Origin of the sequence: Pseudomonas sp. WS 5021 (assembly GCF_012985535.1) — a bacterium.
Classification (GTDB): domain Bacteria; phylum Pseudomonadota; class Gammaproteobacteria; order Pseudomonadales; family Pseudomonadaceae; genus Aquipseudomonas.
The window spans coordinates 11,826-38,774 of record NZ_JAAQWP010000001.1 but is presented as its reverse complement, the minus strand read 5'-3'; the positions used below and the strand labels follow the sequence as shown (position 1 = coordinate 38,774).

25 protein-coding genes and 1 pseudogene are annotated in these 26,949 nt (G+C 61.9%); 12 read left to right on the top strand and 14 right to left on the bottom strand.

Features of this window, described 5'->3' with window-relative positions:
- Nucleotides 1-42 precede the first annotated feature (42 nt).
- Nucleotides 43-753, top strand: coding sequence for a LuxR family transcriptional regulator (locus HBO19_RS00190; protein WP_169951099.1), 711 nt, complete (start codon nt 43-45; stop codon nt 751-753).
- A 177-nt stretch (nt 754-930) separates the two neighbouring features.
- The gene (locus HBO19_RS00185; protein WP_169951101.1) at nt 931-2,055 is read left to right on the top strand and encodes a methyltransferase; all 1,125 of its coding nucleotides are present in this window, start codon (nt 931-933) and stop codon (nt 2,053-2,055) included.
- A 50-nt stretch (nt 2,056-2,105) separates the two neighbouring features.
- Here the strand turns inward: HBO19_RS00185 and HBO19_RS00180 are convergent, their stop codons facing one another.
- Genes HBO19_RS00180 through HBO19_RS00170 form a run of 3 tightly spaced genes read right to left on the bottom strand, consistent with a single transcriptional unit; the run spans nt 2,106 to nt 4,736 of the window.
- Nucleotides 2,106-2,273: a DUF2474 domain-containing protein gene (locus tag HBO19_RS00180; RefSeq protein ID WP_169951104.1), complete on the bottom strand. Its 168-nt coding sequence runs from the start codon at nt 2,271-2,273 to the stop codon at nt 2,106-2,108.
- Nucleotides 2,274-2,285: 12 nt separating this feature from the next.
- Entirely contained in the window at nt 2,286-3,293 is a 1,008-nt protein-coding gene (cydB, locus tag HBO19_RS00175; protein WP_029292140.1) for a cytochrome d ubiquinol oxidase subunit II, read from the bottom strand.
- Between the two features lie 3 nt (nt 3,294-3,296).
- Nucleotides 3,297-4,736, bottom strand: coding sequence for a cytochrome ubiquinol oxidase subunit I (locus HBO19_RS00170; protein WP_169951106.1), 1,440 nt, complete (start codon nt 4,734-4,736; stop codon nt 3,297-3,299).
- A gap of 344 nt (nt 4,737-5,080) precedes the next feature.
- Between HBO19_RS00170 and HBO19_RS00165 the strand changes: the two genes are divergently transcribed.
- Nucleotides 5,081-6,313, top strand: a complete 1,233-nt coding sequence (locus tag HBO19_RS00165) for an MFS transporter (RefSeq protein WP_170056693.1) — start codon at nt 5,081-5,083, stop codon at nt 6,311-6,313.
- A 3-nt stretch (nt 6,314-6,316) separates the two neighbouring features.
- Here HBO19_RS00165 and HBO19_RS28370 read toward each other — a convergent pair.
- Nucleotides 6,317-6,403, bottom strand: a pseudogene (locus HBO19_RS28370) (outer membrane lipoprotein carrier protein LolA); the annotation flags it as partial.
- A 21-nt stretch (nt 6,404-6,424) separates the two neighbouring features.
- Entirely contained in the window at nt 6,425-6,871 is a 447-nt protein-coding gene (locus HBO19_RS00160; RefSeq protein ID WP_169951110.1) for a DUF4879 domain-containing protein, read from the bottom strand.
- 211 nt (nt 6,872-7,082) lie between these two features.
- On the opposite strand from HBO19_RS00160, the gene HBO19_RS00155 reads away from it, so the two are divergent.
- Entirely contained in the window at nt 7,083-8,378 is a 1,296-nt protein-coding gene (locus HBO19_RS00155; RefSeq protein WP_169951112.1) for an NCS2 family permease, read from the top strand.
- The gene (trmA, locus tag HBO19_RS00150) at nt 8,375-9,454 is read left to right on the top strand and encodes a tRNA (uridine(54)-C5)-methyltransferase TrmA (RefSeq protein WP_169951114.1); all 1,080 of its coding nucleotides are present in this window, start codon (nt 8,375-8,377) and stop codon (nt 9,452-9,454) included. Before HBO19_RS00155 ends, trmA begins: the two co-directional genes overlap by 4 nt.
- A gap of 247 nt (nt 9,455-9,701) precedes the next feature.
- Here the strand turns inward: trmA and HBO19_RS00145 are convergent, their stop codons facing one another.
- The 3 genes from HBO19_RS00145 to HBO19_RS00135 all read right to left on the bottom strand — a co-directional run bounded on the left by HBO19_RS00145 (nt 9,702) and on the right by HBO19_RS00135 (nt 14,273).
- Complete coding sequence (locus tag HBO19_RS00145) at nt 9,702-12,452, bottom strand: TonB-dependent receptor (RefSeq protein WP_170056692.1); 2,751 nt, start codon at nt 12,450-12,452, stop codon at nt 9,702-9,704.
- Between the two features lie 250 nt (nt 12,453-12,702).
- On the bottom strand, nt 12,703-13,689 hold the full coding sequence (locus HBO19_RS00140) for a FecR family protein (RefSeq protein WP_170056691.1): 987 nt from the start codon (nt 13,687-13,689) through the stop codon (nt 12,703-12,705).
- Nucleotides 13,690-13,751: 62 nt separating this feature from the next.
- Nucleotides 13,752-14,273 (bottom strand): RNA polymerase sigma factor, encoded by a 522-nt coding sequence (locus tag HBO19_RS00135; RefSeq protein ID WP_032861829.1) that lies wholly within the window; start codon nt 14,271-14,273, stop codon nt 13,752-13,754.
- Nucleotides 14,274-14,489: 216 nt separating this feature from the next.
- Between HBO19_RS00135 and aroQ the strand changes: the two genes are divergently transcribed.
- Complete coding sequence (aroQ, locus tag HBO19_RS00130) at nt 14,490-14,927, top strand: type II 3-dehydroquinate dehydratase (RefSeq protein WP_032861827.1); 438 nt, start codon at nt 14,490-14,492, stop codon at nt 14,925-14,927.
- Nucleotides 14,924-15,778, top strand: coding sequence for a shikimate dehydrogenase (locus HBO19_RS00125; RefSeq protein ID WP_170056690.1), 855 nt, complete (start codon nt 14,924-14,926; stop codon nt 15,776-15,778). The genes aroQ and HBO19_RS00125 overlap by 4 nt, the downstream gene beginning before the upstream one ends.
- A 74-nt stretch (nt 15,779-15,852) precedes the next feature.
- Here HBO19_RS00125 and HBO19_RS00120 read toward each other — a convergent pair whose 3' ends face one another.
- Together HBO19_RS00120 and quiC are read right to left on the bottom strand one after the other, a co-directional pair.
- Nucleotides 15,853-16,518, bottom strand: coding sequence for a TetR/AcrR family transcriptional regulator (locus HBO19_RS00120; protein WP_170056689.1), 666 nt, complete (start codon nt 16,516-16,518; stop codon nt 15,853-15,855).
- A gap of 71 nt (nt 16,519-16,589) precedes the next feature.
- The gene (quiC, locus tag HBO19_RS00115) at nt 16,590-18,485 is read right to left on the bottom strand and encodes a 3-dehydroshikimate dehydratase QuiC (protein WP_170041691.1); all 1,896 of its coding nucleotides are present in this window, start codon (nt 18,483-18,485) and stop codon (nt 16,590-16,592) included.
- A 254-nt stretch (nt 18,486-18,739) separates the two neighbouring features.
- Here quiC and HBO19_RS00110 point away from each other — a divergent pair, with 254 nt between their 5' ends.
- Entirely contained in the window at nt 18,740-20,074 is a 1,335-nt protein-coding gene (locus HBO19_RS00110) for an MFS transporter (RefSeq protein WP_169951127.1), read from the top strand.
- Between the two features lies 1 nt (nt 20,075).
- Here the strand turns inward: HBO19_RS00110 and HBO19_RS00105 are convergent, their stop codons facing one another.
- A complete protein-coding gene (locus HBO19_RS00105) occupies nt 20,076-20,954 on the bottom strand; it encodes a DMT family transporter (RefSeq protein WP_169951130.1) in 879 nt (292 codons plus the stop codon).
- A gap of 195 nt (nt 20,955-21,149) precedes the next feature.
- Here HBO19_RS00105 and HBO19_RS00100 point away from each other — a divergent pair, with 195 nt between their 5' ends.
- The 3 genes from HBO19_RS00100 (at nt 21,150) to HBO19_RS00090 (ending at nt 23,596) form a co-directional block, all read left to right on the top strand.
- Nucleotides 21,150-21,563 (top strand): hypothetical protein, encoded by a 414-nt coding sequence (locus HBO19_RS00100; RefSeq protein ID WP_169951132.1) that lies wholly within the window; start codon nt 21,150-21,152, stop codon nt 21,561-21,563.
- Nucleotides 21,564-21,730: 167 nt separating this feature from the next.
- Nucleotides 21,731-22,618, top strand: a complete 888-nt coding sequence (locus HBO19_RS00095) for a neutral zinc metallopeptidase (RefSeq protein WP_029292172.1) — start codon at nt 21,731-21,733, stop codon at nt 22,616-22,618.
- Nucleotides 22,619-23,596, top strand: a complete 978-nt coding sequence (locus tag HBO19_RS00090) for an alpha/beta hydrolase (protein WP_170056688.1) — start codon at nt 22,619-22,621, stop codon at nt 23,594-23,596. It begins immediately after the preceding gene.
- Nucleotides 23,597-23,722: 126 nt separating this feature from the next.
- On the opposite strand, the gene HBO19_RS00085 is transcribed toward HBO19_RS00090, so the two are convergent.
- The 3 genes from HBO19_RS00085 to HBO19_RS00075 all read right to left on the bottom strand — a co-directional run bounded on the left by HBO19_RS00085 (nt 23,723) and on the right by HBO19_RS00075 (nt 25,817).
- On the bottom strand, nt 23,723-24,310 hold the full coding sequence (locus HBO19_RS00085; protein WP_169951136.1) for an HAD family hydrolase: 588 nt from the start codon (nt 24,308-24,310) through the stop codon (nt 23,723-23,725).
- A complete protein-coding gene (gene tesB / locus HBO19_RS00080) occupies nt 24,307-25,176 on the bottom strand; it encodes an acyl-CoA thioesterase II (protein ID WP_169951138.1) in 870 nt (289 codons plus the stop codon). The genes HBO19_RS00085 and tesB overlap by 4 nt, the downstream gene beginning before the upstream one ends.
- 71 nt (nt 25,177-25,247) lie before the next feature.
- Nucleotides 25,248-25,817, bottom strand: coding sequence for a GNAT family N-acetyltransferase (locus HBO19_RS00075; RefSeq protein WP_169951140.1), 570 nt, complete (start codon nt 25,815-25,817; stop codon nt 25,248-25,250).
- Nucleotides 25,818-25,892: 75 nt separating this feature from the next.
- On the opposite strand from HBO19_RS00075, the gene HBO19_RS00070 reads away from it, so the two are divergent.
- Nucleotides 25,893-26,813, top strand: a complete 921-nt coding sequence (locus HBO19_RS00070) for a histone deacetylase (RefSeq protein WP_169951142.1) — start codon at nt 25,893-25,895, stop codon at nt 26,811-26,813.
- Nucleotides 26,814-26,949: the final 136 nt, after the last annotated feature.

Genomic DNA, 26,949 nt, shown 5'->3' with positions numbered 1-26,949 from the left:
AGCGTTGCGAACAATCGGTGTGCGACTCATGGAGATTTACCAATGGTCAACTGGCGCAACACACGTCTACCCAAACTAGAAGGTGAGGATGAGGTGACGACTATGTTCGAGGCTGCTCTGAACATTACCTATGAGCTGGGCTTTGAATATTGCGGTTTTATGATGGGCTCCAATGCGGTTTATCAGCCATTCAAGAACATCCACCTCAATAATTATCCAAGTGAATGGAACACTCTCTACAAAACAGAACATTACTTCGATATGGACCCGCTGGTCAGCCACTGCAAACGCGATGTATTGCCCATCGTCTGGGAAGAAAAAACCTACTCTGCAGTGCCGGACATGTGGGTTCACTTGCAAGCCCAGGGTCTCAATTTTGGCTGGGCGCAGTCGGTGCATGACTTCCGTGGCTTTTTCAGCATGATCAACCTGGGACGACGCCAGGAACCGGTGCAAGCCCAGGAACTGTATGAGAAAGCCGGCCAGGTCTTGTGGATCTGCCATGCCTTGCATACCGTCGCGGCCCAGGCCTATGCCAAGGAGCCGGCCTGCCAGTGCCCCACCAAGCTCACCAGTCGCGAGACCGAAATCCTGCAATGGTCGGCACTGGGCAAGACAGCTGCCGATATCGCGACAATTCTCTGCCTGTCCGAGCGCACTGTCGGTTTTCATATCAGCAGTGCGATGCGCAAGCTGGGGGTGAGCAATAAGATTGCCGCGGTGATCACGGCAGTCAAACACGGCCTTTTTTGAGTACAGCCCGCGCCCCCCCATGTTGAAAACACCGAATGTAATCCGCCGGAAAAAAACGTAACATTTACGGCCAGTTCTGAGTGATGACGCCGCTCGTCAACGCCCGCGTCGCAGTCCACTCAGAAGGTTCCGCGCCAGGCCCGGAACACCCGTCGATTATCCAGAGTTCCCCCCGCCATGCCCCTGCTCGATAGCCCCTTCGCCCAACTCGACCTGATCCGCCAGCCCGAGCAGCAAAACGAACCGCTGCAAGCCTTCGATGCGGCCGACGAGTATCTGCTTGCCTACCTGGCCGAGCAGCAACCGGCCAGCAGCACCCGCGTACTGGTGCTCAATGACAGCTTTGGGGCATTGGCGGCCAGCCTTGAGGGGCATGTGCATGTCACCAGCAGCGGCGATTCATTCCTCGGCGCCCAGGCCCTGCAAAAAAACCTGATGCGCAATGGCAAGGCCTTCGATGCCCTTTCGTTCGTGCCTGCCAGCCAGGTGCCCAGCGGGCCCTTCGATCGCGTACTGATCCGGGTGCCAAAAACCCTGGCGCTGCTCGAAGAACAATTGATCCGTCTGCAGGACCAATTGGCGCCAGGTGCCGAAGTGATCGCGGGGGCCATGGTCAAGCACCTGCCCCGCGCCGCCGGTGAACTGCTGGAGCGTTACATCGGGCCGATGCACGCGTCGCTGGCGGTCAAAAAGGCTAGGTTGCTGATCGCCACCCTGGCTGATCGCCCTCGCATCGTATCGCCCTACCCCACGCGTTATCGCCTGGACGCGCCGGCCATCGAGCTACTCAACCACGCCAATGTGTTCTGCCGCGAAGGCCTGGATATCGGCACCCGTGCCTTCCTGCCTCATCTGCCGCACAACCTGGGGAACGCCCGCGTGGCTGACCTGGGTTGCGGCAACGGCGTGCTGGCGATTGCCAGCGCCCTGCACAACCCCGAGGCGCAGTACACCTTGGTGGACGAGTCCTATATGGCCGTACAGTCGGCCGCCGAAAACTGGCGCGCGGCCCTGGGTGAGCGGCCCGTGATGATTCGCCCCGGCGACGGCCTGGCGGACCAGGAGCCGCAATCGTTGGACGTGGTGCTATGCAACCCGCCGTTCCACCAGCAGCAGGTGGTGGGGGATTTCCTTGCATGGCGCATGTTCCAGCAGGCCCGCGAAGCGCTGGTAGTCGGCGGCGCGTTGTACATCGTCGGCAACCGCCACCTGGGTTATCACAGCAAGCTGGCGCGCCTGTTCCGTGGTGTGGAGCAGGTGGCGGCGACACCAAAGTTCGTGATTCTCAAGGCCCGCAAATAACACAGGCAAAAAAACCCTCCATTAAAGGAGGGTCAAGACTGCATGGGATGTCAGTGAGTGCTCAGGCCCGCGGCGTTCATGAACATGCGCATCAGGCTGGCCACCACGAACAGGGCCAGGACGCTGCCGGTCCAGATCATTGCCAACCAGCCCAGGCGTTGCCACAGCGGCTTTTTCTCGGCCTGTTCGATATCGTCCAGTGAAGGTTTACCGGTCATGGTCCAAGCCTCCTAGTGATAGCCGTCTTCATGGGTCACCTTGCCGCGGAACACGTAGTAGCTCCAGAAGGTGTAGCCCAGGATGAACGGGATGATGAACAGCGTACCCACCAGCATGAAGCCCTGGCTTTGCGGCGGCGCGGCGGCATCCCAGATCGACACCGACGGCGGGATGATGTTCGGCCACAGGCTGATGCCCAGGCCGCTGTAGCCGAGGAAGATCAACACCAGCGTCAGCAGGAACGGCGCGTAATGGGCATTGCGGGCCACGGCACGCACCAGCGCATACATGGTCACCAGCACCAGGATCGGCACCGGCAGGAACCAGAACAGGTTCGGCAGGGTGAACCAGCGCGAGGCGATGTCCGGGTGGGCCAGGGGCGTCCAGATGCTGACGATGCCAATCACCGCCAACACGACGAACGCCAGGGGTCGCGCCAGGTTGTGCATCTGCTCTTGCAGCTTGCCTTCGGTCTTCATGATCAGCCAGGTGCAGCCCAGCAGGGCATAGGCCACGATCAAGGCCACGCCGCAAAACAGGGCAAACGGCGAGAACCAGTCCAATGAGCCGCCGGCGAACTGGCGGTCAACCACCGGAATGCCTTCAATGAATGCCCCAAGCGCCACGCCCTGGAAGAAGGTCGCCGCCAGCGAGCCGCCGATAAACGCCTTGTCCCACAAGTGGCGCTTGTCATCCTTGGCCTTGAAGCGGAACTCAAAGGCCACGCCACGGAAGATCAGGCCGATCAGCATCAGGATCAGCGGCAGGTACAGCGCCGAGAGCACCACCGAGTAGGCCAATGGGAAGGCGCCAAACAATGCCGCGCCCCCCAGCACCAGCCAGGTTTCGTTGCCGTCCCACACCGGGGCGACGGTGTTCATCATCACGTCGCGGTCAGTCTTGCCCGGGATAAACGGGAAGAGAATGCCGATCCCCAGGTCAAAGCCATCCATGACCACGTACATCATGATGCCGAAGATGATGATCACGGCCCAGATCAGCGGAAGATCAATACCCATGACTCAATTCCCCTTGTTCAGAGTGTCGCCGTGATCGGCGTCGCCGCTGTCATCGGCTGCCGACAATGGACGCGCCGGGGTGCGTTGCTGCCCGGGGCCACCGTGGGCCGGTTCGGTGCTGTCGTGGGTGACCGGGCCTTTGCGCACCAGGCGCATCATGTAGCCAAGGCCTGCGCCGAACAGGGCGAAGTACACCACCACAAACAGCGCCAGGGTGATGCTCATCTGCACCACGCTGTGGTTGGAAGAGGCGTCCGCCGTGCGCATCAAGCCGTAGACCACCCAGGGCTGGCGCCCGATTTCGGTGGTGAACCAGCCGGCCAGGATCGCAATCAACCCCGACGGGCCCATCCATAGCGCCAGGTACAGGAACGGTTTGTTGGTGTACAGCCTGTCGCCCTTGCGTAGCCAGAGGCTGAACAGGCCGGTGAAGATCATCAGCATGCCCAGGCCGACCATGACCCGGAACGACCAGAACACGATGGTCGAGTTGGCACGATCCTCAGGTGGGAACTCCTTGAGGGCCGGCACTTGCTTGTCCAGGGAGTGGGTGAGGATCAGGCTGCCCAGGTAGGGGATTTCTACCTTGTACTTGGTGCGCTCTTCCTTCATGTCCGGCCAGCCGAACAGGATCAGCGGGGTCGGCTCGTTGCCGATGTTTTCCCAGTGGCCTTCAATCGCCGCAATTTTCGCCGGCTGGTGCTTGAGGGTGTTGAGGCCATGGAAGTCACCGATCACCGCCTGGATCGGCGCGACGATCAGGGCCATCCACATCGCCATCGACAGCATGGTGCGGATCGCCGGGTTGTCCTTGCCCCGCAGCAGATGCCAGGCCGCCGACGAGCCGACAAAAAACGCGGTGGCGACAAACGCCGCCGTGGCCATGTGCGCCAGGCGATAGGGGAACGAAGGGTTGAAGATCACGGCCAGCCAATCGGTGGGGATCACCCGGCCGTCGATGATTTCAAAGCCTTGTGGCGTCTGCATCCAGCTGTTGGAGGCGAGGATCCAGAAGGTCGAGATCAGCGTACCGACGGCCACCATCACCGTGGCAAAGAAGTGCAGCTTGCGCCCGACCTTGTTCCAGCCAAACAGCATCACCCCAAGGAAGCCCGCTTCGAGGAAGAACGCGGTGAGCACTTCATAGGTCAGCAACGGCCCCGTGACAGAGCCGGCGAAGTCCGAGAAGCGGCTCCAGTTGGTACCGAACTGATAGGCCATGACCAGGCCCGAGACCACCCCCATGCCGAAGTTGACGGCAAAGATCTTCGACCAGAAATGGTAGAGGTCACGGTAGGTATCGTTGTGGGTCTTGAGCCACAGGCCCTCCAGTACCGCGAGGTAACTGGCCAGGCCGATGGTGATGGCCGGGAACAGGATATGGAACGAGATGGTGAATGCGAATTGAATTCGGGCGAGATCTAGCGCCTCCAAACCGAACATAAGTCTTCCTCTGTCAGGTAATACCGGCTACAGGCAGGGAGGCCTGCACCCACTGCTCCCACGGATATGGAGTGTGGCGAATTGCAATTCGTTCTTTTTTTACCAACCACGTAGGGATTCTGGCTTCTTGACCCCCACACCAACGCTGCAATCGGCATTGATCTGGATCAAGCATCGTTGAAAGAGTAGTCCCATTTTCCAGGTTGGACTGTGTGGTCTTTTGCCGCGTGACAGGTTGACTCAGCCAAATAGATGCCTTGCTAAGGATATTTGCCTGGCAGCAACTATTTGTTACAGCTTGATGCTAACCTCGGCACTTCCCAGGTTCAGTCCAGTCCTTGCCGATGCCCAGTGAAACCCCGCAGCTGTTACGTCATCACCGCCCTTTTATCGCGTTCTGGCTGGCCCGGATTTTTACCGCCAGCGGCTTCCAGATGCTCACCGTGGCCATCGGCTGGAACCTCTACCAACTGACCGGCAACGTACTGGACCTGGGCTTGGTGGGCCTGGTGGAATTTGTCCCACGGGTGCTGTTCATGCTGCACACCGGGCATGTGGCCGACCGTTACGAACGGCGCAGGGTCGCCGCCATTTGCCAGACGTTGCAGGCGTTGATCGCCCTGGCCCTGGTCATCGGCAGCCTGACGGACAATGTCACCCGCGAGATGATTTTTATCCTCGCCTTCCTGCTGGGCGCAGCCCGCTCCTTCGAACTGCCCACCACCCAGGCGCTGTTGCCGAGCATCGTGCCCAGCGCCCTGTTTCCACGGGCAGTGGCGGCGGCGCAGTCGGCCCAGCAATCGGCAACCATCGTCGCGCCGGCCCTGGGCGGCTTGCTCTATGCCTTCGGCAGCGCCTGGGTGTATGGCCCGACGGTGCTGCTGTACCTGATTGCCTGCATGCTCACCCTCAACCTGCCCGCGCGGCAGACCCCACTGAACAAGGGCAAGGCCACCCTCGACTCGCTGCTCGCGGGGATTCGTTTTATCCGCAGCCGGCCGGACATCCTCGGGGCGATTTCCCTGGACCTGTTCGCCGTGCTGTTGGGCGGTGCCACGGCGTTGCTGCCGGTGTTTGCCAAGGACATCCTGCTGACCGGCCCCTGGGGCCTTGGGCTGCTGCGCTCGGCGCCGGCGGTTGGGGCGCTGTTGATGTCATTGTGGCTAGCGCGGTTTGCCGTGGACCGGCACGTGGGCCGCGTGATGTTTACCGCTGTCGGGGTATTTGGCGTAGCGACCATCGCGTTCGGCCTGTCCACCTCGTTCTGGTTTTCGCTGGCGGTGCTGGTGGTGCTGGGGGCGGCAGACATGATCAGCATGGTGATCCGCGCCTCATTCGTGCAACTGGAAACCCCCGATGAAATGCGCGGGCGGGTCAGTGCGGTCAATGGGCTGTTTATCGGGGCGTCCAATCAGTTGGGCGAATTTGAATCCGGCGTCACCGCCCACTGGCTGGGCACAGTGCCAGCCGTGGTATTGGGCGGGGTCGGGACGCTGGTGGTGACGGGGGTATGGATCAAGCTGTTCCCGACGCTGGCCAAGCGGGACCGCATGCATACGCCGGCCGAAACACCCTGAACCTGTAGGAGCCGGCTTGCCGGCGAAAAACCAGAGAGCAACACGGGCCACCAGGCACCCAGCGTTATCGTTGACGATTTTCGCCGGCAAGCCGGCTCCTACAGGGGGCCATCATTGGATGCGCAGCTGAGTCTTCAGGGTGTTGCGCGGCGCATTGATCGATGTGTTGCTGTACTCGAACCAACCGGCGGCGCGGATATCCACGTCAAATACATAGATGTAGCCCATCAATGTGCCAGCGCCATTGCAGGCCTGGCTGACGGAGCCGACCTGGCAGATCGCGGTCTTTTGCCCCGCAAGCCGCGCCCCATCAAAGGTGGCGATGGAATTATTGCCCAGCCCCACTTCCATCACCGAGACCTGTGTCGGCCCACGGTGCTGGCACTGCCGGGTGCTGTCGACGCCCTCGGCGATGGACTCTTTGCACGCCTGGGACTGCACCTGGAATACCCGCACCTCGCTCAAGGCCGGTGCAGGCGCGCCCCACGTCGGTGCCGCCGCCAGCCACAGGCCGATACAGGCGAACGGAGCTAGACTCCACGCGATGGCTTTTTTCATGCTTTGGATGACCCTGGACTGAACGTCGACGGAGTATGCCTCAAGGCCACACTCAACAAAACCGAGGCTGGGCGCCACAGGCCGTCGACCTGCTGGTATGATGCGCCGCTTTTTCCGATCCTCTGTAGAAAACACGCGGCGCTTGGCGCAGTTTGTGCTTTGACTTTGAGGTCAACAAATCACGGCGCCGAGCGCGCCACAGGGAGCAGGCATGCTGGAAAAGCTGTTTCAACTCAAGGCACACAACACCAACGTGCGTACCGAGATTCTCGCCGGTATCACGACATTCCTGGCCATGGCCTACATCCTGTTCGTCAACCCGAGCATTCTCGGCGAGACCGGCATGGACAAGGGCGCGCTGTTTGTCGCCACTTGCCTGGCGGCGGCCATCGGCTCGACGATCATGGGCCTGATCGCCAACTACCCGATTGCCCTGGCGCCGGGCATGGGCCTGAACGCCTTCTTTACCTACACCGTGGTCCTGCACCTGGGCCATACCTGGCAAGTGGCGCTGGGTGCGGTGTTTATCTCCGCCGTGCTGTTTTTCCTGCTGTCGATCTTCCGCATCCGCGAATGGATCATCAATGCCATCCCCCTGCCCCTGCGCTCGGCGATTGCCGCCGGTATCGGCCTGTTCCTGGCGCTGATCGCCCTGCATAACGCCGGCATCGTGGTCAGCAACCCGGCGACCATGCTGGGCATGGGCGACCTGGCCAAACCCGCACCCATCCTCGCCACCCTGGGGTTCTTCCTGATCGTGGCCCTGGAAGCCTTGAAAGTGCGCGGCGCGGTGTTGATCGGCATCCTCGCGGTGACCATCGCCGCCATTGCGCTCGGCGTCACCCCATTCGGCGGCGTGGTATCGATGCCTCCGTCCCTGGCCCCGACCTTCCTGCAACTGGACATCGCCGGCGCCCTGGACGTGGGCTTGATCAGCGTGATCTTCGCCTTCCTGTTCGTTGACCTGTTCGACAACTCCGGCACCCTGATCGGCGTCGCCAAGCGCGCCGGCCTGATGGGCAAGGACGGCCACATGCCGAAAATGGGCCGCGCCCTGATTGCCGACAGCACTGCGGCCATGGCCGGTTCGTTGCTGGGTACCTCGACCACCACCAGCTACATCGAGTCGGCGGCTGGCGTGAGTGCGGGTGGCCGCACTGGCCTGACCGCCATCGTGGTCGCGATCATGTTCCTGCTGGCGCTGTTCTTCTCGCCGCTGGCGGCCAGCGTCCCGGCATTTGCCACCGCACCCGCGCTGCTGTTTGTCGCAGTGTTGATGACCTCGGGCCTGGCGGAAATCGACTGGGACGATATTACTGTTGCCGCGCCGGTGGTGATCACCGCCCTGGCGATGCCCTTCACTTACTCCATCGCCAACGGCATCGCCTTCGGCTTCATCGCCTGGACCGGTATCAAGCTGCTGACAGGCCGCTACCGTGAACTCAACCCAGCGCTGGTGATCCTGTCGATCCTGTTCGTGATCAAGCTAGGCTGGTTCCCCGCATGACTTTTGACGCAGCAAGTTACGCCCTGCAACTGCAAGAAAAGGTCACGCGCTTGCGTGACCTGCTCGCGCCGTTCGATGCGCCCGAGCCACAGGTATTCGATTCGCCCCTGCAGAACTTCCGCCTGCGCGCCGAGTTCCGCCTGTGGCGCGAAGGCGGTCAGCGCCACTACGCGATGTTCTCCCAGGACGACAAGCGCACGCCGATCCTGATCGAAGAGTTTCCCATCGCCAGCCTGCGCATCAACCAGCTGATGCCGCAACTCAAGGCCGCCTGGCAAGCCAGCGCCGCCCTGAGCCACAAGCTGTTCCAGGTGGAGTTCCTCACCACCCTGGCCGGCGATGCGATGATCACGCTGTGCTATCACCGCCCGCTGGATGAGCATTGGCACACCGCTGCCAACAAGCTGGCGGCCGACCTGAACGTCAGCATCATCGGCCGTTCCAAGGGCAAGCGCGATGTGATCGGCCACGACTATGTGGTGGAGAAACTCGATGTCGGCGGTCGCACCTTCAGCTATCGCCAGCCCGAAGGCGCCTTCACCCAGCCCAACGGCACGGTGAACCAGAAGATGCTCAACTGGGCCTATGACGCCCTGGGCGATCGCAGTGATGACCTGCTGGAGCTGTATTGCGGCAACGGCAACTTCACCCTGCCCCTGGCTACCCGCGTGCGCAAAGTGCTGGCCACCGAGATCAGCAAGACCTCGGTCAACGCCGCCCTGAGCAACCTCGATGAAAACGCGGTGGATAACGTCACCCTGGTGCGCCTGTCCGCCGAAGAACTGACCCAAGCCCTGAACGAAGTGCGGCCATTCCGACGCCTGCACGGTATCGACCTCAAGAGCTATGAGTTCGCCAGCATCTTCGTCGACCCGCCCCGCGCAGGCATGGACCCAGACACCTGCGAGTTGACCCGACGCTTCGAGAACATCCTGTACATCTCCTGCAACCCGGAAACGCTGGCGGCGAACATTGCGCAACTGCATGACACGCACCGCATCACCCGGTGTGCGATGTTCGACCAGTTCCCGTGGACCCACCATATGGAATCGGGCGTGCTGCTGACCCGGCGCTAAACCCTCGGTCCCGGCAGATCTGGAAAAATGTAGGAGCGGGCTTGCCCGCGATTACGGTGTATCAGTCAAAATCTATCTGGCTGACCCACCGTAATCGCGGGCAAGCCCGCTCCCACACAAGCCCGCTACCCCGGCTGTGCATCATTGCTCCTTGCGTGGCCGGCCGCCCTGCTTGCCATTGGCGCGGGCGGCGGCCGACTTGGCGGCGCCTTCTAAGTGCCAGGGCCGGAACGCTGGAACACCTTGCTCAGAACTTGTACTCAAGCATCCCGCTCAACGTACGGCCCCGCGCCAGGCTGAGGTTGTTGGCGTCGCCCATGGCCACGAAATAGGCTTCATCGGTGGCGTTTTCCAGGGCCAGGCCAAGGTTCAAATGGTCGGTCATCCAGTAACTGGCATACAGGTCGTAGAGGGTGTACTGCGGCCACAGTGCCTGGTCGATAAAGTCATAACCCTGCTGGTTGAGGTTGGCACCGTTGCCCGAGCTGTAGCGCACCCGCACGCCGGTATCCAGGCGTTTTTCCAGGAACCGCGCGCCCAACGTCACCGAGCCGCGATCCGCCGGCATATAGGTGGCGTTGCCCATGATCCGCCCGCAACTTTCCTTGTTGTTGGCAACCTCATCATCCAGCACTTCATAAGTAGTGACCGGCCGGATGCCGGGGCGCCCGTCCGGGCGGATGTAGGACTCGATCCGCGTAGTCCGCGGCCCGCTGGTCTTGGCTCCGCCCATGTAGTAGTTCTTCGAGCAGAAGTCGTTACTGCCGATCATATGTGTGTAGCTCAAGTTCGCGTAGGCCCGGCCCATGTCGTAGTTGAGCTGGTACTCCATACCGCGAAAGCGCGTCGGGCCGGTGTTGTTGACGTAGGCCATGGTTCCGAGAAAACCGCCGACACTGGTATCTGGCAAGCTGACGCTGTGGTTGAGGAACGAGAAGTTGTCGATCTTGGTATCGAAGTAGGCGACCTTCATGCCCAGGCGGTCGTCGTTGAAAAACAGCCCTTCCTTGAACACGTTGACGCCCATTTCCCAATCCCGTGACTCTTCAGCCTTAAGGTACGGGTTGGGGAACACCCGCTCTGCCGAGCTGCCACCATGGGGGCGACCGGTCATGAAGGTTTCCGTGACCGCCGGCGGACGCCAGCCCTTGCCCCAGCGCGCATAGAGTTGCATCCACTCAAGCCCCGGCTTGACGCCGATGCCGAAGGTGGGCGAGAAGTGCCCCTCTTCATTATCGATATCAAACACCTCGGCCACACGCTTGGCGCCCACCAGGCTGTTGTAGAAGCGGTCGCGCTTGTACAGGGTCATCCCGGTTTTGCCTTCAAGCCGGTAGCGGTCGTAACGCAGGCCGGCATCCAGGGTCAGCCAGTTGCCATATTCGTATTGCAGGTTGTTGAACAAGCTGGCGATGGTGCGTTTACCGCCCGGGGTGTCGCCTTCGACATACGGCAGCAGCCCCTGGAGGTTGACCGCCTCGACCTTGTTGGTGCGCGGCTTGAATTGGTCCTGGTACATCTCCAGGCCGTAGTTCCATTTGACCCGGCCCAGTGCCTCGAAATCGAAGCGCGAGGTGTTGTCCGCTTGCAGGCCCCAGGTATCGGTCTGGAAGTGATCGGTGTAGCCGCCGACCTCGTTGCCCGTACCAGGTGACGACAGGTTTGGCGCATTGGTGCGTTCCAACTGGGTGCTGACGTAATACGCCTTGGCCTTGAAATCGATCAGCGGGTTGTCTGGCGTGTAGCTGTAGTCCAGCGCGACGTTCTTGGCCGCAAGGTTGTTCTTGCTCACGCGCCGGTAGTAAACGCTTTGTGCATCGTCGGCGGTATAGGCCCAGGCGTCGTTGCTGTCGCTGTCGCTTTGCAGGTAGCTCAGTTGCACACGCTGGTCATTGGGCAGGTTCAGGCCCAGTTTGACGATCTGCGAGCGAGTCACGCTGCCCATATCGCCGACCTCGCTGTTCAACCAATCATCAAACGCCTCGGGCTGATACTTGCGCGCGCGCAGGTTGGTGCCCAGCTTCTGGTCGTTGTGGGTGCCGGCGTGGTAGTCGCCGAAATGCCGCTCGCTGTAACCCAGCAGCACATCGCCACGCTCATCGCCAAAGGCAAATACACCGCTGCCATTGAAGTGGGTGCCATTGCCCAGTTTGCCGATGCCATTACCCGCGCGCAGACGCCCGCCGTACTCCTTGCCATCGGCCAGGAACTCGCTGGCGTCCAGGGTCTTGAATGACGCAATACCACCGAGCACCGCCGCACCGCCCATGCCCGACTGGCTGCCTTTGTCGATCTCGATGCTGGAGATAAATTCAGGGTCGATCACCATCGTGCCGTTGCGCTGCTGGTGGCCGTTGACGTTGAAGTTCTGGCGCATGCCGTCAATGTTCATATTGACCCGGCCATAGTCCTGCACCCCACGGATATTCACCGACAAGCCAGGGTCACGCTGGTTGACGGCGGTGTAGATACCGGCGGTTTCCTCGAGCATGTCGGCGGCGTGCCGGGGTGGGCGCTTGTCGATCTGCTCGCGGGTGATCACCGCCACCGAGCGCGGGGTTTCATACACCCAGTCACTGGGCTTGCCGTTGGTGTTGGCGTTGATGGTGGTGGTGCCGACGGTCAACGCGTTGTCCTGTTCGACATTGACGCGATTGAGGGTGACCTGGCGCTCGCCGGTGAAGCGATACTCCACCGGCGCACTGCCCAACAAACGCCCCAGGCCTTCCTGGACACTGTATTGGCCCTTCAGCGCGGTGCTGCTGAGGCCTTGCAGGCGCGGGCTATCGAACAGCACCTGCAAACCAGCCTGGTCGGCAAACGCCAGGACCGCGCCGCCCAGGGGTTGGGCGGGAATATCGAACATCAGCGTCGCAGGCTGCGAAGCGCCGGCCACCGGGGCGGCGGCGTAGGCCTGCCCGGCGCTGGCAAACAGACCCAAGTGAATGGCCAGGGCCAACCGGCTGCCGGTGACGCGCCCTTTGGTGATTGCAGACATCGTTGTGATCCCTTCGCTGAGCGTTTTTTGTTTATGCGAATACTTCTCGATTAGCAAGACGCGTCAGGGATAGAGACTCAGTAAGTGTTTCTGAAAATTGTTTGAAGATCAGCCAGGAATGCGGGCTTGTGTAGGAGCTGGCTTGCCGGCGATGCAGGCAACTCGGTCTACCAGGTAGACCGAGGTGATGCTATCGCAGGCTAGCCAGCGCCCACACAAAAGCGCCCGTTCACAGGGAGGTTTGCGTATGTCAGTAGATCAGGCTGACGCCCGCCAGATCAAAGCGTCGCACCTGCAGCTCTTCGGTCAAGGTGCCCAGCGCCTTGTCCAGCATGTCGAGGCGCACCACCGCACTGACTTCACGCTTGCCCAGCTCGGCATTGCGCAGCACCACCCGCCCGGGGCGGTAGCGATTGAGCTCTGCAACCACCTTGGCCAGCGGCTGGCGGTCGAACACCAGCACTCCGCGCCGCCAACTGGTGGCCCGCGCCAGGTCGAAGCCGGGCAGGCCTTTCACACCGTCCTGCGCACTGTAGCGGGCGGCCTGCCCCTCCTCGAGGACCGTGGTTTGCGGCTGGTCTTGCTGGGTCACGGCCACGCTGTGTTGCAGCACGCCCACCCACGCCTGGTCGTCTGCCTCGCGGCCGACCACAAAACGCGTGCCCAGGGCCCGGGTTTGCCCGCCGGCACTTTGCACCACGAACGGCCGGGTTTCCTGCCCGACCATGGGCGCCACGTCAAAAATCGCCGAGCCGGCCAGCAGGCTGATCCGCCGCTGCTCGCCGTCGAAATCCAGGCGGATGGCGCTGGAGGAATCCAGCTCCACGGTACTGCCGTCCGCCAGGCGCACCATGCGCACTTCGCCCTTGGCGGTCAGGTAGTCGGCCTGCATCTGCAGCAAGGCTTGCGGCGCCTGCACCCAGCCAACACCGGCGACCACCAGCAACAGCGCGACACTTGCGGCCACGCGCCATGGCCGCCGACGCTGGGCGCGGCGCAGTGGCATGCCTGCCGACGGCGGGCGCTGGCGATGCACGGGCGTATCTGTTGGCAAATCACCCAGCGCCGCCCAGGTCTGCCGGGCAAAATCCAGTTCCGCGGCGTGGCGGCTGTCGCTGGCAATCCAGCGTTGCAGTTCGGCGTGTTCCTGCACACCCAGCCCGCCCGCATGCAGGCGCACCGCCCAATCGGCGGCGACCTCGGTAATGCTGGGCTGTTGCGACTCCTGGCTATTCACGTGTGAGTCTCGAATTCTCGTTGTATGAAACAGTGACGTTTGAGCAGCGTTTTTTCAGTAAATCATTCGTCGGACGGCGTCACATCGCCCTCCCGCAAACGCTGCATGACATGCGCCAGTGCCTTGGCCAGATGCTTTTGCACTGAACTGTCGGAAATTTCAAGATGCCGCGCAACCTGGGCGTGGGTCATGCCCTCGACGCGGTTGAGGCGGAAAATCTGCTGGGTGCGCTCCGGCAGTTCCGCCAACGCCTGCTTCAATGCCTGTCGCTGTTGCTGCGCCATTGCCTGAGCCTCCAACCCGGCCACTTCATCTTCAATCTCGGCCAACGCCTCATGGGGCACGGAGTCGGTCTTGCGCCGGGCCTCCTGGCGGATATGGTCGATCAAAAGATTGCTCGCCGTGCGGTAGAGATAACCCTGGGAGTTGTCGATCCGCTCGCTGGACGGCTTTTGCGCCAGGCGCAGGAAGCTCTCCTGCACCAGGTCCGCAGCCAACTGAGGGTCCCGTACCTTGCGCAGCAAATACCGGCGCAGGGTATCGGCATGCTTGAGAAACAGGCCCTTGAGATCCACGTCCGACAAACCGACTCCCTGGGGATGTAAAGGAAACAGGCGGGCATCTTAAGCGTTGTCGAGAATGATTTTCAATTGATATCAACTCTTGGGCAGTACCGGCAGGCCGTATTCAGCGTTCGATAATCGAACGGTTATCCACGGCATGGCGCCTGGCCAATTGACCAAATTAACCATTCAGTACATTTTGTCTCCATCAATAAAAACAACAGTGGAGACATCCCCATGCCGCCTATCGTACTGGTCCTCAACGGCCCCAACCTGAACCTGCTCGGCACCCGCGAACCCGCCACCTATGGCCACGAGACCCTGGCTGACGTCGCCGCGCTATGTGGGCGCAGTGCCGAACAGTTCGGGCTGAAACTGGAATTTCGCCAGACCAACCACGAAGGCGAGTTGCTGGACTGGATTCATGGCGCCCGCGCCCGGTGCGCCGGGATTGTGATCAACCCGGCGGCCTGGACCCACACCTCGGTGGCCATCCGCGACGCCCTGGTGGCCAGTGAACTGCCAGTGATCGAAGTGCATCTGTCCAACGTGCATGCCCGTGAACCCTTCCGCCATCACTCCTTTGTTTCCCCTATCGCCAAGGCCGTGCTCGCCGGGTTTGGCAGCCACGGTTATCACCTGGCCCTCGAACATTTCAGTCGGGAGCTCAAATGAAACCGCGCATTCTTGCCGGCCTGATCGGCGCCGGCATCCAGGCGTCCCGCACGCCGGCCCTGCATGAGCAGGAAGGCGATGCCCAGGGTCTGCGCTACTTGTATCGACTGATCGACCTGGACCCGCTGCAACTGGACAACAGCGCCCTACCCGAGCTGCTCAAGGCCGCCGAGCAGATGAACTTCACCGGGTTGAACATCACCTACCCGTGCAAGCAGGTGATCCTGCCGCTGCTCGATGAGCTGTCGCCCGAAGCCCGGGGCATCGGCGCGGTCAACACCGTGGTCTGGCGCGATGGCAAGCGCATCGGTCACAACACCGACTGCCTGGGTTTCGCCGAAGGGTTTCGCCGTGGCCTGCATGAGGCTGCGCGCCAGCGCGTGGTGCAGATGGGCGCTGGTGGCGCGGGCGCGGCAGTGGCCCATGCGCTGCTGGCCGAAGGTGTCGGGCAGTTGAGTATTTTCGATGTGGAGCATGGGCGCGCGCAAAGCCTGGCGGATAACCTCAACCAGCATTTCGGCCCCGGCCGCGCGCATGCCGCCAGTGATCTGGACAGCGCGATGGCGGCGGCTGACGGGCTGGTCAATACCACGCCCATGGGCATGGCCAAGCTGCCGGGCATGCCAGTGCCAGCCGTGTTGCTACGCGCAGATTTGTGGGTCGCGGAAATCGTCTACTTCCCGCTGGAAACCGAGCTGCTGCGCAGCGCCCGGGCCTTGGGCTGCCGCACGCTGGATGGAGGGAATATGGCGGTGTTCCAGGCGGTGAAGGCCTTTGAGTTGTTCAGTGGTGAGAAAGCAGATGCACAAAGGATGCTCGATCATTTCCAACACATGAATACCTCACTGTAGAAACCGGATCCTAATGTGGGAGCTGGCTTGCCAGCTCCCACACAAGCCCGCACGACATTGAATTCGGCGGTGGATCAGGCCTGCAGGTAACGCAGCACCGACTCGCAAATCATCGCGCGATGCCGTTGCTTGATCGCTTCATCCGACAATTCGATCTGAAAAATCTCACTGAAGGTATGGCGGTTGGACACCCGGTAAAAGCTGAACGAGTTGATCAGCAAATGCACATCCAGCGGCTCCAGCCCCTCGCGAAATACCCCCAGCTCCGCGCCCCGGCGCAAGGTCGCGCCCAACGCCTCCAGGATATTGCTGTTCATCGCCTTGATCGCATCCGACTGTTTCACATACTCGGCGTTGTGAATGTTCTCGATGCTGACAATCCGCACAAAATCCACGTTCTGGTCGTGGTGATCGAAGGTGAATTCCACCAGGCGCCGGATCGCTTCACGGGGTTCCAGCTCGGTGAGGTTCATCCTTGTTTCGGTGTTGCGGATATCACCGTAGAGCTTTTCCAGGACCTCGACGTACAGCTGCTCCTTGCTGCCGAAGTAGTAATAGATCATGCGCTTGGAGGTGTGGATGCGCTCAGCGATGGCGTCCACCCGCGCCCCGGAAAGCCCCTGCTGCACGAACTCGACAATGGCCTCTTGCAGAATGTTCTCGCGGGTTTTTTCCGGGTTGTTCTTGCGACTCTTGCGCGGCGCCAGGGGGGCGTCGGGCAGTTCGGACGTCGGGGTCATGGTGCGCTCACGGCCATTTATGCAGGCCGTGATTATGGGCCGCCGCGTCTCACGAAGGAAGCGCCAACGCCCTACAACTTGGCCTGGCGCACCGCGCCGCTGCGTGACTTCGCCATGGCTGCCAGGCGTACCGCCACATTGGCCGCGCCATAGCCGGCGTAGCCGTTCTTGCGCTGGATGATCTCGAAGAAAAACCGCCCTTCGAACGGTTCGGTGTACACATGAAACAGCTCACCGCCCTGGGCGTCACGGTCGTACAGCACGTTGTAGTACGCCAGTTCGCTGAGGAACTGATCGTCGAAATCAAAACGCGCTGCCAGGTCATCGTAGTAGTTGAGGGGGATATCCAGCAGTGGCACGCCCGCCTCCTTGGCCCGGCTGACTTCGGCGAAAATGTCCGCGCAATCGAAGGCAATGTGGTGCACGCCGGAGCCACGGTAGCTCGATAGCGCGTGGGAAATTGCCGTATTGCGGTTCTCGGAAATATTCAGCGGCAGGCGGATCGAACTGCAGCGGCTGCGCAGCGCCCGACTCTTGACCAGGCCATAAGGGTCCGGCAGCACCACTTCATCGTCGGCCTCGAAATCCAGCAGGCTTTTGTAGAACAGCACCCAACTGTCGAGGCTGTCGGCCGGCAAAGCCATGGCCATATGGTCGATGCGCAGCAAGCCGCCGCCGCTGGTGCTGGACGCTTGCAGGTTGAAATCGGTGTCGTAGATCCCACCGGCATGCTGGTCCACCAGGTAGATCAGGCTGCCATCCGGCGCACGCACCGCCGCCAGCTCCAACTCGTTGGGCCCGACCAGGCCGCGATAAGGCTGGCCCTTGTAGGCCACCGCCCGCTCCAGGGCCTTGGCGCTGTCTTTGACGCGAATCGCCGTGGCGCACAACGACGGGCCATGGGCCTCGAAAAAGTTGTGGGCAAAGGAGTACGGCTCGCAGTTGAGGATCAGGTTGATATCACCCTGGCGCAGCAGGCTCACACTCTTGGAACGGTGCTGCCCGGCCTTGACGAAGCCCAGGCGTTGCAGCCATTGGGTCAGCCGGGCGCCGAGGTTTTCATCCACCGCAAACTCCAGGAACTCGATACCGTCGTACTCGCTGGCGGCCGGGGTCTCAAACAGGATATCCAACGGCGTGGCCTGCTGCTCCAGGCGTTGGCGGGTCTTCTCTTCCAGGTACAGCAGCGACCGCAAACCATCCGCCGCGTTGGCCCGGGTGGGCGCGGCGCGAAAGCCATCGTTGAAAATCTCCAGGGACAGCGGCCCGGTGTAGCCACTCTGGATGATCGGCGCGAGAAAACCCGGCAGGTCGAACTCGCCCTGGCCAGGGAAGCAGCGAAAGTGCCGGCTCCACTCCAGCACGTCCATGGCCAGGATCGGCGCGTCGGCCATTTGCACGAAGAAGATTTTGTCACCAGGGATCTGGGCGATAGCCGCCGGATCGCCCTTGAGCGACAAGGTATGAAAACTGTCCAGCAGCACCCCGAGGCTCGGGTGATCGATCTCCCGCACCAGTTGCCACACCTGTTGCCAGGTATTGACGTGCCGGCCCCAGGCCAGGGCTTCATAGCCAATGCGCAAGCCACGGCGCCCAGCGTGTTCGGCCAGCAGGCTGAGGTCATCACGCAGGATCGAATGCTCGCCCGTGGAATCCGCCGAGGCATTGCTGCACACCAGCACCAGGTCGGTGCCCAGCTCCTGCATCAGGTCGAACTTGCGCTCGGCCCGCTCCAGGTTGCGCGCCAGGCGTTCACGGCGGCATCCTTCAAAGTCGCGAAACGGCTGGAACAAGGTGATGGCAATGCCCAGGTCGGCACACATCTGCCGCACTTCACGGGGGCTGCCGTCGTAATACAGCAAGTCGTTCTCGAAGATTTCCACCCCATCAAACCCGGCCGCAGCAATGGCTTCGAGCTTTTCCGGCAGGGTGCCGCTCAAGGAAACAGTGGCGATGGAACGTTGCATGGGGTGACTCCCGGCAATGAAGGCTGGTCTTGTTTGCGGCAAATTATTGGCCGCGCGCGATAAAGCAGCAATTTAAAATGTACCAACCGGTTAGTTTTATGGGCGATTATCGAACACAATGGCGATTGGCGAATTGACGATTTTTTAGCCACTGCGCACCATCGATTGCGCATCCAGGGCCGTTTTCTCAAGGCGCCTACCTGTGATCAAGACCCAGAACACACCATAAAAATTTCAAAAAACGGGTACCTCTCATGCCTTCGCAAAATTCCGCCGTGGCCCCGCGCCCCGGCAACCCGCAAGCGGCCATTGGCGACAAGATTCGCGGCGCCCTCGCCGTTGGCAAAACCCGCTGGGGCATGCTGGCCCTGGTGTTTTTCGCCACCACCCTGAACTACATCGACCGCGCCGCCCTGGGCGTGATGCAACCGATCCTGGCCAAGGAGATGAACTGGACGGCGATGGACTACGCCAACATCAACTTCTGGTTCCAGGTCGGCTACGCCATTGGTTTCGTGTTGCAAGGCCGGTTGATCGACCGGGTCGGCGTCAAGCGCGTGTTCTTCTGCGCAGTGCTGTTGTGGAGCATCGCCACCGGCGCCCACGGCCTGGCGACCTCGGCGGTAGGCTTTATGGTCTGCCGCTTTATCCTCGGCCTGACCGAAGCGGCCAACTACCCCGCTTGCGTCAAGACCACCCGCCTGTGGTTCCCCGCCGGCGAGCGAGCAGTGGCTACCGGGATCTTCAACGCCGGCACCAACGTCGGCGCCATGCTCACGCCAATGCTGCTGCCGCTGGTGCTGCATGTGTGGGGCTGGCAGGCCGCCTTTTTGTGCATGGCGGCACTGGGTGGGATCTGGCTGGTGTTCTGGGGCCTGAAGTACTACAACCCGGAAGACCATCCGAGCGTAAAACAGTCAGAACTGGACTACGTGCAACAGGAAATCGAGCCGGAACAGCCCCGCGTGCCTTTCAGCCGCATCCTGCGCATGCGCGGTACCTGGGCCTTCGCCATTGCCTATGCCCTGACCGCCCCGGTGTTCTGGTTCTACCTGTACTGGCTGCCGCCGTTCCTCAACCAGCAATACAACCTGGGGATCAACGTGACGCAGATGGGTATCCCGCTGATCATCATTTACCTGACGGCAGACTTCGGCAGCGTGGGCGGCGGGATTCTGTCCTCGTTCCTGATCGGGCGCGGCATGCAGCCGATCAAGGCGCGCTTGCTGTCGATGCTGCTGTTTGCCTGCTGCATCGTCGGCGTGATCATGGCCGCAGGTTCCAGCCAGCTGTGGGTCGCGGTGTTTGCCATCTCCCTGGCCATCGGCGCGCACCAGGCCTGGACTGCCAACATCTGGAGCCTGGTGATGGACTACACGCCCAAGCACATGATGAGCACGGTGTTTGGCTTTGGCGGGATGTGCGCAGCCATCGGCGGGATGTTCATGACGCAGATCGTCGGCCATATCCTGACCGTGACCCATAACAACTACACCGTGCTGTTCACCCTGATCCCGGCGATGTACTTCATCGCCCTGACCTGGATGTACTTCATGGCGCCGCGCAAGATCCCCACCGTCGCGGTGTGACTCAACGCCGCCGCTGCTGCCAGGCAGCGGCCAAGCCACTCAGGCAGATCACCCCGATCCCGACCACCGTTGTCAGGTCCGGGGTGTGATTGAACACCAGCCAGCCCAACAACCCCGCAAACACGATCTGGCAATAGCCAAACGGTGCCAGCAAGGCCGGCGCGGCAAAGCGGAAGGCCTGGGTCAGCATCAAGTGCGCGGTCATCCCGCAGGTGCCCAGCGCCAGCATCAACAGGCCGTGGCCCAGGCTCGGCACCTCCCAGAAAAACGGCACCAGCGCGCTCATCACCAGGGTGTTGCACAGGCCGGCAAAGAAGTTGCTGGTGGTCGGGCTGTCGTACTGGCTGAGGATACGGGTCAGCAGTTGGTAGAAGCAGAAGAACAACGCCGAGACCAACGGCAACAACACCGCCGGGGTGAACAACTCACCGCCCGGGTGCACGATGATGATCACCCCGACAAACCCGCAGATCACCGCCAGCCACTGGCCACGCGTTACATGCTCGCCCAGCAGCGGAACCGACAGGGCCGTCACCAGGATCGGCGCGAGGAAGTTCACCGCCGTGGCCTCCGCCAGCGGGATGTAATGCAGGGCTGCGGTGAAAAACAGGCTGGTACCCAACAGGCACAAGGCCCTGGCCACCTGCAACAATGGGCGCTTGCTGCGCAGCACACGCAGGCCCGATTGCGGCAGGAAAATCCCCGCCATCAGCAGCGTATGCACCATGTAGCGGGCCCACACCACCATCACGATCGGATAGAAGCCGGCGAGGTATTTGGACAAGGCGTCGTGGCTGGAAAACAAAAACGTCGCCAGCACAATCAGCACGATGCCCTTGAAGGGATGGTTGACGCCGGAAAGAGGGGTGCTGAGGGTCATTGAATTCTCGTGCGTGACAGGCTGAAATGACCGCCGCAAGCAGTGGCACTCAACGCGCTAATCTAGAGCGGGTGGTGCATCGGTCTCAAGAGCATAACCAAACAGCGGGCGATCAGCGCACTAATTCGCCCAAACCCAGTCCAACGCTGCACGCCAGCCTGCCATTGCAGGCTTTTTAACCAAGGCCAATCCCCGATGAAAAAAACCCTGTTGCTCCTTTCGACCCTCGCCCTGCTCAGCGCCTGCGATAAAGCCCCCGAGGCCCCGAAGCCCGCACCGCCATCGGTCCAGGCGACCCTGGTGCCGCAAACCCCGCCCACCGACAAATGGGTCGGCAAGTGGATCGGCGTCGAAGGCCTGCACCTGACCGTCAGCAAGGACGACAGCATCGGCCGCGGGCATTACCTGCTGAGCATGCAATACGGCCTGGATGCCGACGCCTCCGGCACGTTTAAAGGTGAGGCCAGCGAAGACGGCATCACCTTCAACCGCCCGGACGGCCCGCAGATGCTGCGTGCCGGCGACGGCGCAGCCACTGGCTTGAAATGGCTGGCAGATAAAAAAGATTGCCTGGTGGTCAATACGGGCGAAGGGTATTGCCGCGAATAACGGCCATACTCAATCACAACCCCCACTGTAGGAGCCGGCTTGCCGGCGATAGCGGCCGATTTAGCGCGCGGGGCGTCAGGTAGCCAACATCATCGTTGACGACCATCGCCGGCAAGCCGGCTCCTACAAAAACGCGGTGCAAACAGGTACATCAAGAGGATTGCCCCATGCTATGGAAAAAGGGTCGACGCAGCGACAACGTGGTCGACGCGCGCAATGACGGCGGCGGTGGCGGCGGCATGCGCTTTGGCGGCGGTAAGGGCCTGAGCCTGACCGCCATCGTACTGATCGTCGGCATCGGCCTACTCACCGGCCAGGACCCGATGCAGATCCTCGGGCAACTGAGCGGCCAGATGACCGAGCAGGCCCCTTCGGTCAGCCCGCAAACACGCCAGGCACCGCCCGCCAATGATGAGCAGGCAGACTTCGTACGCGCCGTGCTGGGCGACACCGAAGACACCTGGGGCCAGGTGTTCCAGGAAAACGGCCTGGCCTACAAGAATCCCAAGTTGATCCTGTTCCGTGGCCGGGTGAATTCCGCCTGCGGTGGCGCGACCTCCGCCAGCGGCCCGTTCTACTGCCCGGCCGACCAGCAGGTCTACCTGGACCTGGATTTCTTCCGGGAAATGTCCCAACGCTTCCAGGCGGCTGGCGACTTTGCCCAGGCCTATGTGATTGCCCACGAAGTCGGCCACCACGTGCAGACCCTGCTGGGGATTTCGTCGAAGATCCAGGTCGCGCGCCAGCAAGGCCGGCAGATGCAAGGCGATGGCGGCCTGCTGGTGCGCCAGGAACTACAGGCCGACTGCTTCGCCGGAGTCTGGGCCAACCGCGCGCAAAAGCGCCTGAACTGGCTGGAACCGGGCGACATCGAAGAAGCACTGAACGCCGCCAACGCCATCGGCGATGACCGCCTGCAGCAACAGGGCCAGGGCCGCGTGGTACCCGACTCGTTCACCCATGGCACCTCGCAGCAGCGGGTCCGCTGGTTCAAGACTGGCTTTGCCCAGGGCCAGATCAGCCAATGCGATACGTTTTCGGCCAAGAGTCTTTAAATGAACAGACGATCCGCATGGCTGCTGGGCTTGATGGTCACCTGCTCTGCCACCACCTTCGCCGCCGGGCAGGCGGTCAAGGTGGTCAGCCCCGAACGTTTCACCCTGCAAGCCGGCGACCTGAGCCTGGGCCTGAGCCAGGACTGGGGCCAGCCGCTGCCGCAAGTAACCCGCGCGCTGATCATCGTGCATGGCCGGCTGCGCAACGCCCAGACCTACCTCAAAAGCGCCGAAGACGCAGCGGCCCATGCCGGGCAAAGTGCCAATACCCTGGTAATCGCGCCACAGTTTCTCAACGCGGCCGATATCCAGCGCCATCACCTGGGCGATAGTGTGCTGCGCTGGCATGGCAATGGGTGGATGGCTGGCGAGGCGTCAATCGGCCATGGCCAGATCAGTTCCTACGGCGCCCTGGACCAGATCATCAAGCACTTGGGCAACCGCAAGCTGTTCCCGGCCCTCAAGGAAATAGTGATCGCCGGGCATTCCGGTGGCGGCCAGGTGGTGCAGCGCTTTGCCCTGACCGGCCATGACCACCCGGCGCTGCAAGCGGCGGGGATCAGCCTGCGCTATGTGATCGCCAACCCGTCGTCCTACGCCTACTTCAGCCCACAACGCCCGGTGCAGTTTGCCCCGGCCAGTTGCCCGGACTTCAATGACTGGAAGTACGGCATGCAAAAGCTGCCGGCCTACGCCAATGGCCAAAGCCCCCAGCAACTGGAAAAAGCCTACGTCGCGCGCGATATCACTTACCTGCTGGGCCAGCAGGATACCGACCCCAACCACCCGGCCCTGGACAAGAGCTGCGCAGCAGAGACCCAGGGGGCTTATCGGCTGATTCGTGGGCACAACTATTTTGACTACCTCAAGCTGCGGCATCCGCAATTGAGCCAGAGGTTGGTTGAAGTGCCAGGGGTTGGGCATGACGGCGACAAGATGTTCACCTCGCCCGAGGGGCAGAAGGCCGTGTTCCACTGATCCCCCTAATCAAAAATGTAAGAGCTGGCTTACCTGCGATAGCGACGGATCAGTCAACATCTGTATTGGCTGACCCACCGTTATCGCTGGCAAGCCAGCTCCTACCGGTGATTTGTGGGGGTTTGGCTAGATCATCTGGCGCAATGCCGCGCAGTCCTTGGCATGCCAATCGGCCAATTCCGGCCATGGGTTTTCGGGAACGTTGACCAACACCGTCTGCGCCCCCGCCGCCCGCCCGCAATCCAGGTCAAAGCGATAGTCCCCCACCATCACCATCTCGGCGGGCGCCACCTCCCAGGCCTGGGCCAGCTTCAAAAGGCCACCGGGATCCGGCTTGGGCGGTGCGTCGTCGCGGCCCAACACATCTTCCACGGCAAAACAGTCCGCCAGGCCGATGGCTTTCAAGGTGATGTGCGCCAGTTCCTGGGCGTTGCGCGTCAGGATCCCCAGGCGACAGCCCCGTGCCGCCAGGTCGCGCACCAACTCCACCGCGCCTGTGGCCGCTACCGAGCCCAGCGCCAGCTCGCGTTCATGTTCCAGCAACCAGGCATGTTTGGCCGCCGCCTCAGCCGCTGGCAACGCGGCCAGGTGGGTGAGGATGTCATCGGCAGGCGCAATATCCAGGGCCACGCGGATCGCCGCAAAGTCATGCACGGCCACGGTCAGGGTGCCGTCCATATCAAACACCCAGTGCTTAACGTGCGCCAGGCTCATGCCCAATCCTTGCGATGGCGGATCAAGCCCTCCTGGGTCACCGAGGCCACCAGTTGGCCGGCGCGGTTGTACACGCTGCCACGGGAGAACCCACGGGAATTGCCGGCCCACGGGCTGTCCATGGCGTACAGCAACCAGTCATCGGCCCGCAGGTCGGCGTGGAACCACAAGGCGTGGTCAAGGCTGGCCACTTGCATGTCCTTCTGCCACACGGTCTTGCCATGGGGCAGCAGCGAGGTGGTCAGCAGGCCGAAGTCCGAGGCGTAGGCCAGCAGGTATTTATGCAGCGCGGGCGCATCGGCCAGGGCGCCATCGGCGCGGAACCACACATACTTGACCGGATCGGACGGCTGCGGGTTGTACGGGTCTTTTTCGGTCACCGGGCGCACTTCGATCGGCTTGGGGCACAGCAGTTTTTCGCGCATGGCCTCGGGGATCAGGTGCGCCCGCTGCTGGGTCAGCTCCAGCTCCGATGGCAGGTTCTCGGGGCCCACCACCACCGGCATGGTGGTCTGGTGCTCAAAGCCTTCTTCGTCGTACTGGAACGAGGCGCTACAGGTGAAGATCGGGTTGCCCTTCTGGATCGCCGTCACCCGGCGCGTGCTGAAGCTGCCACCGTCGCGTACCCGGTCCACTTGATAGACCACCGGCAGCCCGGCATCCCCAGGGCGCAGGAAATAGCCGTGCAACGAATGCACATGCCGCGCTTCTTCGACGGTCTGGCTGGCTGCCGACAGCGACTGGCCCAATACCTGGCCGCCGAACAGTTGGCGAAAGCCCAAGTCCTGGCTGCGGCCGCGAAAGAGGTTTTCTTCAATCGGTTCCAGGGTCAGCAAGTCGACCAGATCTTCCAACACTTGGCTCATTCAAATTCTCCTCACACAGGGCAAAACCGCGCAGTCTTGGCTGCGGCGGGTAATAACATCGGGCGGCCTGCCTATCCGTGCAGCGTATCCAACCATTGGGCGCGGGTGATGCGGTACAGCACATGATGGCGCAGCGGATCATCCGCCGCGAGCCTTGGGTGCTGAAAATCTGCCGCCGGATCGTAATGCATGCCGATGGCCTGCATGACTTTCTGCGACGCCAGGTTGGCCTCGGTGGTGAACGCCACGATCTCCTCCAACTGCAAACGGTCAAACCCACAACGCAGTGCAGTCCAGGCCGCCTCACTGGCAAAACCCAGGCCCCAGTGCTCACGGGCCAGGCGCCAGCCAATCTCGACCGCCGGGGTAAAACCGGCTTCAAAGCCGACATTCATCAAGCCCGTCAGGCCGATAAACTCGCCGCTGTCCTTGCGCTCCAGGGCCCACAGGCCAAACCCATACTCGGCAAAATGACCACGTATTCGCCCGATCAATGCCGCGCTTTCCAGGCGGTCCAGGGGGGCCGGGAAATAGCGCATCACCTGCGGGTCGGCGCACATCCGGGCAAACGCCGGCAAATCGCTGTCGCGCCATTGGCGCAGCACCAGGCGCGCGCTTTCCAACTCCAGTATCGGCTCCATCGTTCCCCTCCCTTGCCATGTGCGTGAGTGTACAGCGCTGTTAAGATCCTTCGCTGGTTCCTGTCAGAAATTGCCATGCCTTTGCCACTGATCTACCACGACGACTACAGCCCCGAGTTCCCGGCGGATCATCGCTTCCCCATGGACAAATTCCGACTGCTGCGCGATCACCTGGTCGACAGCGGCCTGACCCAGGACAGCCAACTGCTGCGCCCCCAGTTGTGCCCGGCCGAAGTGCTCGCCCTGGCCCATGACCCCGGCTATATCGAACGCTATATGAGCGGTGAGTTGTCCCGCGAAGACCAACGGCGCCTGGGCCTGCCCTGGAGCGAAGCCCTGGCCCGGCGCACCGTGCGCGCGGTCGGCGGTTCGCTACTGGCGGCCGAACAGGCCCTGGAACACGGCTTGGCCTGCCACTTGGCAGGGGGCACCCACCACGCCCATTACGATTACCCGGCGGGCTTTTGTATCTTCAATGACCTGGCCGTGATCAGCCATTTCCTACTGGCCAGCGGCCGAGTCAACCGGGTACTGATCTTCGACTGCGACGTGCATCAGGGTGATGGCACCGCGCGCATCCTCCACGACACGCCGGATGCCATTACCGTGTCCCTGCACTGCGAAAAGAACTTCCCGGCGCGCAAGGCCACCAGCGACTGGGACATCCCACTGCCCATGGGCATGGGCGACGCCGACTACCTCACGGTGGTGGACGATGCCCTCAACTACCTGCTGCCTTTGTATCAGCCCGACCTGGTGCTGTATGACGCGGGCGTGGATGTGCACAAGGACGACGCCCTCGGCTACCTCAAGCTGACAGACGCCGGCGTCGCCGCCCGTGACGAAAGCGTGATGCGCCATTGCCTGGGCCGCGACATCCCAGTGGTGGGCGTGATCGGTGGCGGCTACAGCAAGGACCGCCACGCCCTGGCCCGCCGCCACGGCATCCTGCACCACAGTGCCCAGCGGGTGTGGACGTCATCAGGTTGTCATTGAAACGTGGGCGTTACCCACAATGCCTGTGGAACGGCCTGTGGATAACTTGAGCGTAACCGCCTGTAAGCCAGGCGTCGCATAGCTTGTAGGAAGGTGTACGTTTTTTGATCAGGCAGTTTGACGGTCCTCGGGTAGA

What these genes read in the sequence shown, in the direction of transcription:
- HBO19_RS00190 (WP_169951099.1), top strand. Translation starts at nt 43, where the DNA reads ATGGTCAACTGGCGCAACACACGTCTACCCAAACTAGAAGGTGAGGAT.
- HBO19_RS00185 (WP_169951101.1), top strand. Translation starts at nt 931, where the DNA reads ATGCCCCTGCTCGATAGCCCCTTCGCCCAACTCGACCTGATCCGCCAG.
- HBO19_RS00180 (WP_169951104.1), bottom strand. Translation starts at nt 2,273, where the DNA reads ATGACCGGTAAACCTTCACTGGACGATATCGAACAGGCCGAGAAAAAG.
- cydB (WP_029292140.1), bottom strand. Translation starts at nt 3,293, where the DNA reads ATGGGTATTGATCTTCCGCTGATCTGGGCCGTGATCATCATCTTCGGC.
- HBO19_RS00170 (WP_169951106.1), bottom strand. Translation starts at nt 4,736, where the DNA reads ATGTTCGGTTTGGAGGCGCTAGATCTCGCCCGAATTCAATTCGCATTC.
- HBO19_RS00165 (WP_170056693.1), top strand. Translation starts at nt 5,081, where the DNA reads ATGCCCAGTGAAACCCCGCAGCTGTTACGTCATCACCGCCCTTTTATC.
- HBO19_RS00160 (WP_169951110.1), bottom strand. Translation starts at nt 6,871, where the DNA reads ATGAAAAAAGCCATCGCGTGGAGTCTAGCTCCGTTCGCCTGTATCGGC.
- HBO19_RS00155 (WP_169951112.1), top strand. Translation starts at nt 7,083, where the DNA reads ATGCTGGAAAAGCTGTTTCAACTCAAGGCACACAACACCAACGTGCGT.
- trmA (WP_169951114.1), top strand. Translation starts at nt 8,375, where the DNA reads ATGACTTTTGACGCAGCAAGTTACGCCCTGCAACTGCAAGAAAAGGTC.
- HBO19_RS00145 (WP_170056692.1), bottom strand. Translation starts at nt 12,452, where the DNA reads ATGTCTGCAATCACCAAAGGGCGCGTCACCGGCAGCCGGTTGGCCCTG.
- aroQ (WP_032861827.1), top strand. Translation starts at nt 14,490, where the DNA reads ATGCCGCCTATCGTACTGGTCCTCAACGGCCCCAACCTGAACCTGCTC.
- HBO19_RS00125 (WP_170056690.1), top strand. Translation starts at nt 14,924, where the DNA reads ATGAAACCGCGCATTCTTGCCGGCCTGATCGGCGCCGGCATCCAGGCG.
- HBO19_RS00120 (WP_170056689.1), bottom strand. Translation starts at nt 16,518, where the DNA reads ATGACCCCGACGTCCGAACTGCCCGACGCCCCCCTGGCGCCGCGCAAG.
- quiC (WP_170041691.1), bottom strand. Translation starts at nt 18,485, where the DNA reads ATGCAACGTTCCATCGCCACTGTTTCCTTGAGCGGCACCCTGCCGGAA.
- HBO19_RS00110 (WP_169951127.1), top strand. Translation starts at nt 18,740, where the DNA reads ATGCCTTCGCAAAATTCCGCCGTGGCCCCGCGCCCCGGCAACCCGCAA.
- HBO19_RS00105 (WP_169951130.1), bottom strand. Translation starts at nt 20,954, where the DNA reads ATGACCCTCAGCACCCCTCTTTCCGGCGTCAACCATCCCTTCAAGGGC.
- HBO19_RS00100 (WP_169951132.1), top strand. Translation starts at nt 21,150, where the DNA reads ATGAAAAAAACCCTGTTGCTCCTTTCGACCCTCGCCCTGCTCAGCGCC.
- HBO19_RS00095 (WP_029292172.1), top strand. Translation starts at nt 21,731, where the DNA reads ATGCTATGGAAAAAGGGTCGACGCAGCGACAACGTGGTCGACGCGCGC.
- HBO19_RS00090 (WP_170056688.1), top strand. Translation starts at nt 22,619, where the DNA reads ATGAACAGACGATCCGCATGGCTGCTGGGCTTGATGGTCACCTGCTCT.
- HBO19_RS00085 (WP_169951136.1), bottom strand. Translation starts at nt 24,310, where the DNA reads ATGAGCCTGGCGCACGTTAAGCACTGGGTGTTTGATATGGACGGCACC.
- tesB (WP_169951138.1), bottom strand. Translation starts at nt 25,176, where the DNA reads ATGAGCCAAGTGTTGGAAGATCTGGTCGACTTGCTGACCCTGGAACCG.
- HBO19_RS00075 (WP_169951140.1), bottom strand. Translation starts at nt 25,817, where the DNA reads ATGGAGCCGATACTGGAGTTGGAAAGCGCGCGCCTGGTGCTGCGCCAA.
- HBO19_RS00070 (WP_169951142.1), top strand. Translation starts at nt 25,893, where the DNA reads ATGCCTTTGCCACTGATCTACCACGACGACTACAGCCCCGAGTTCCCG.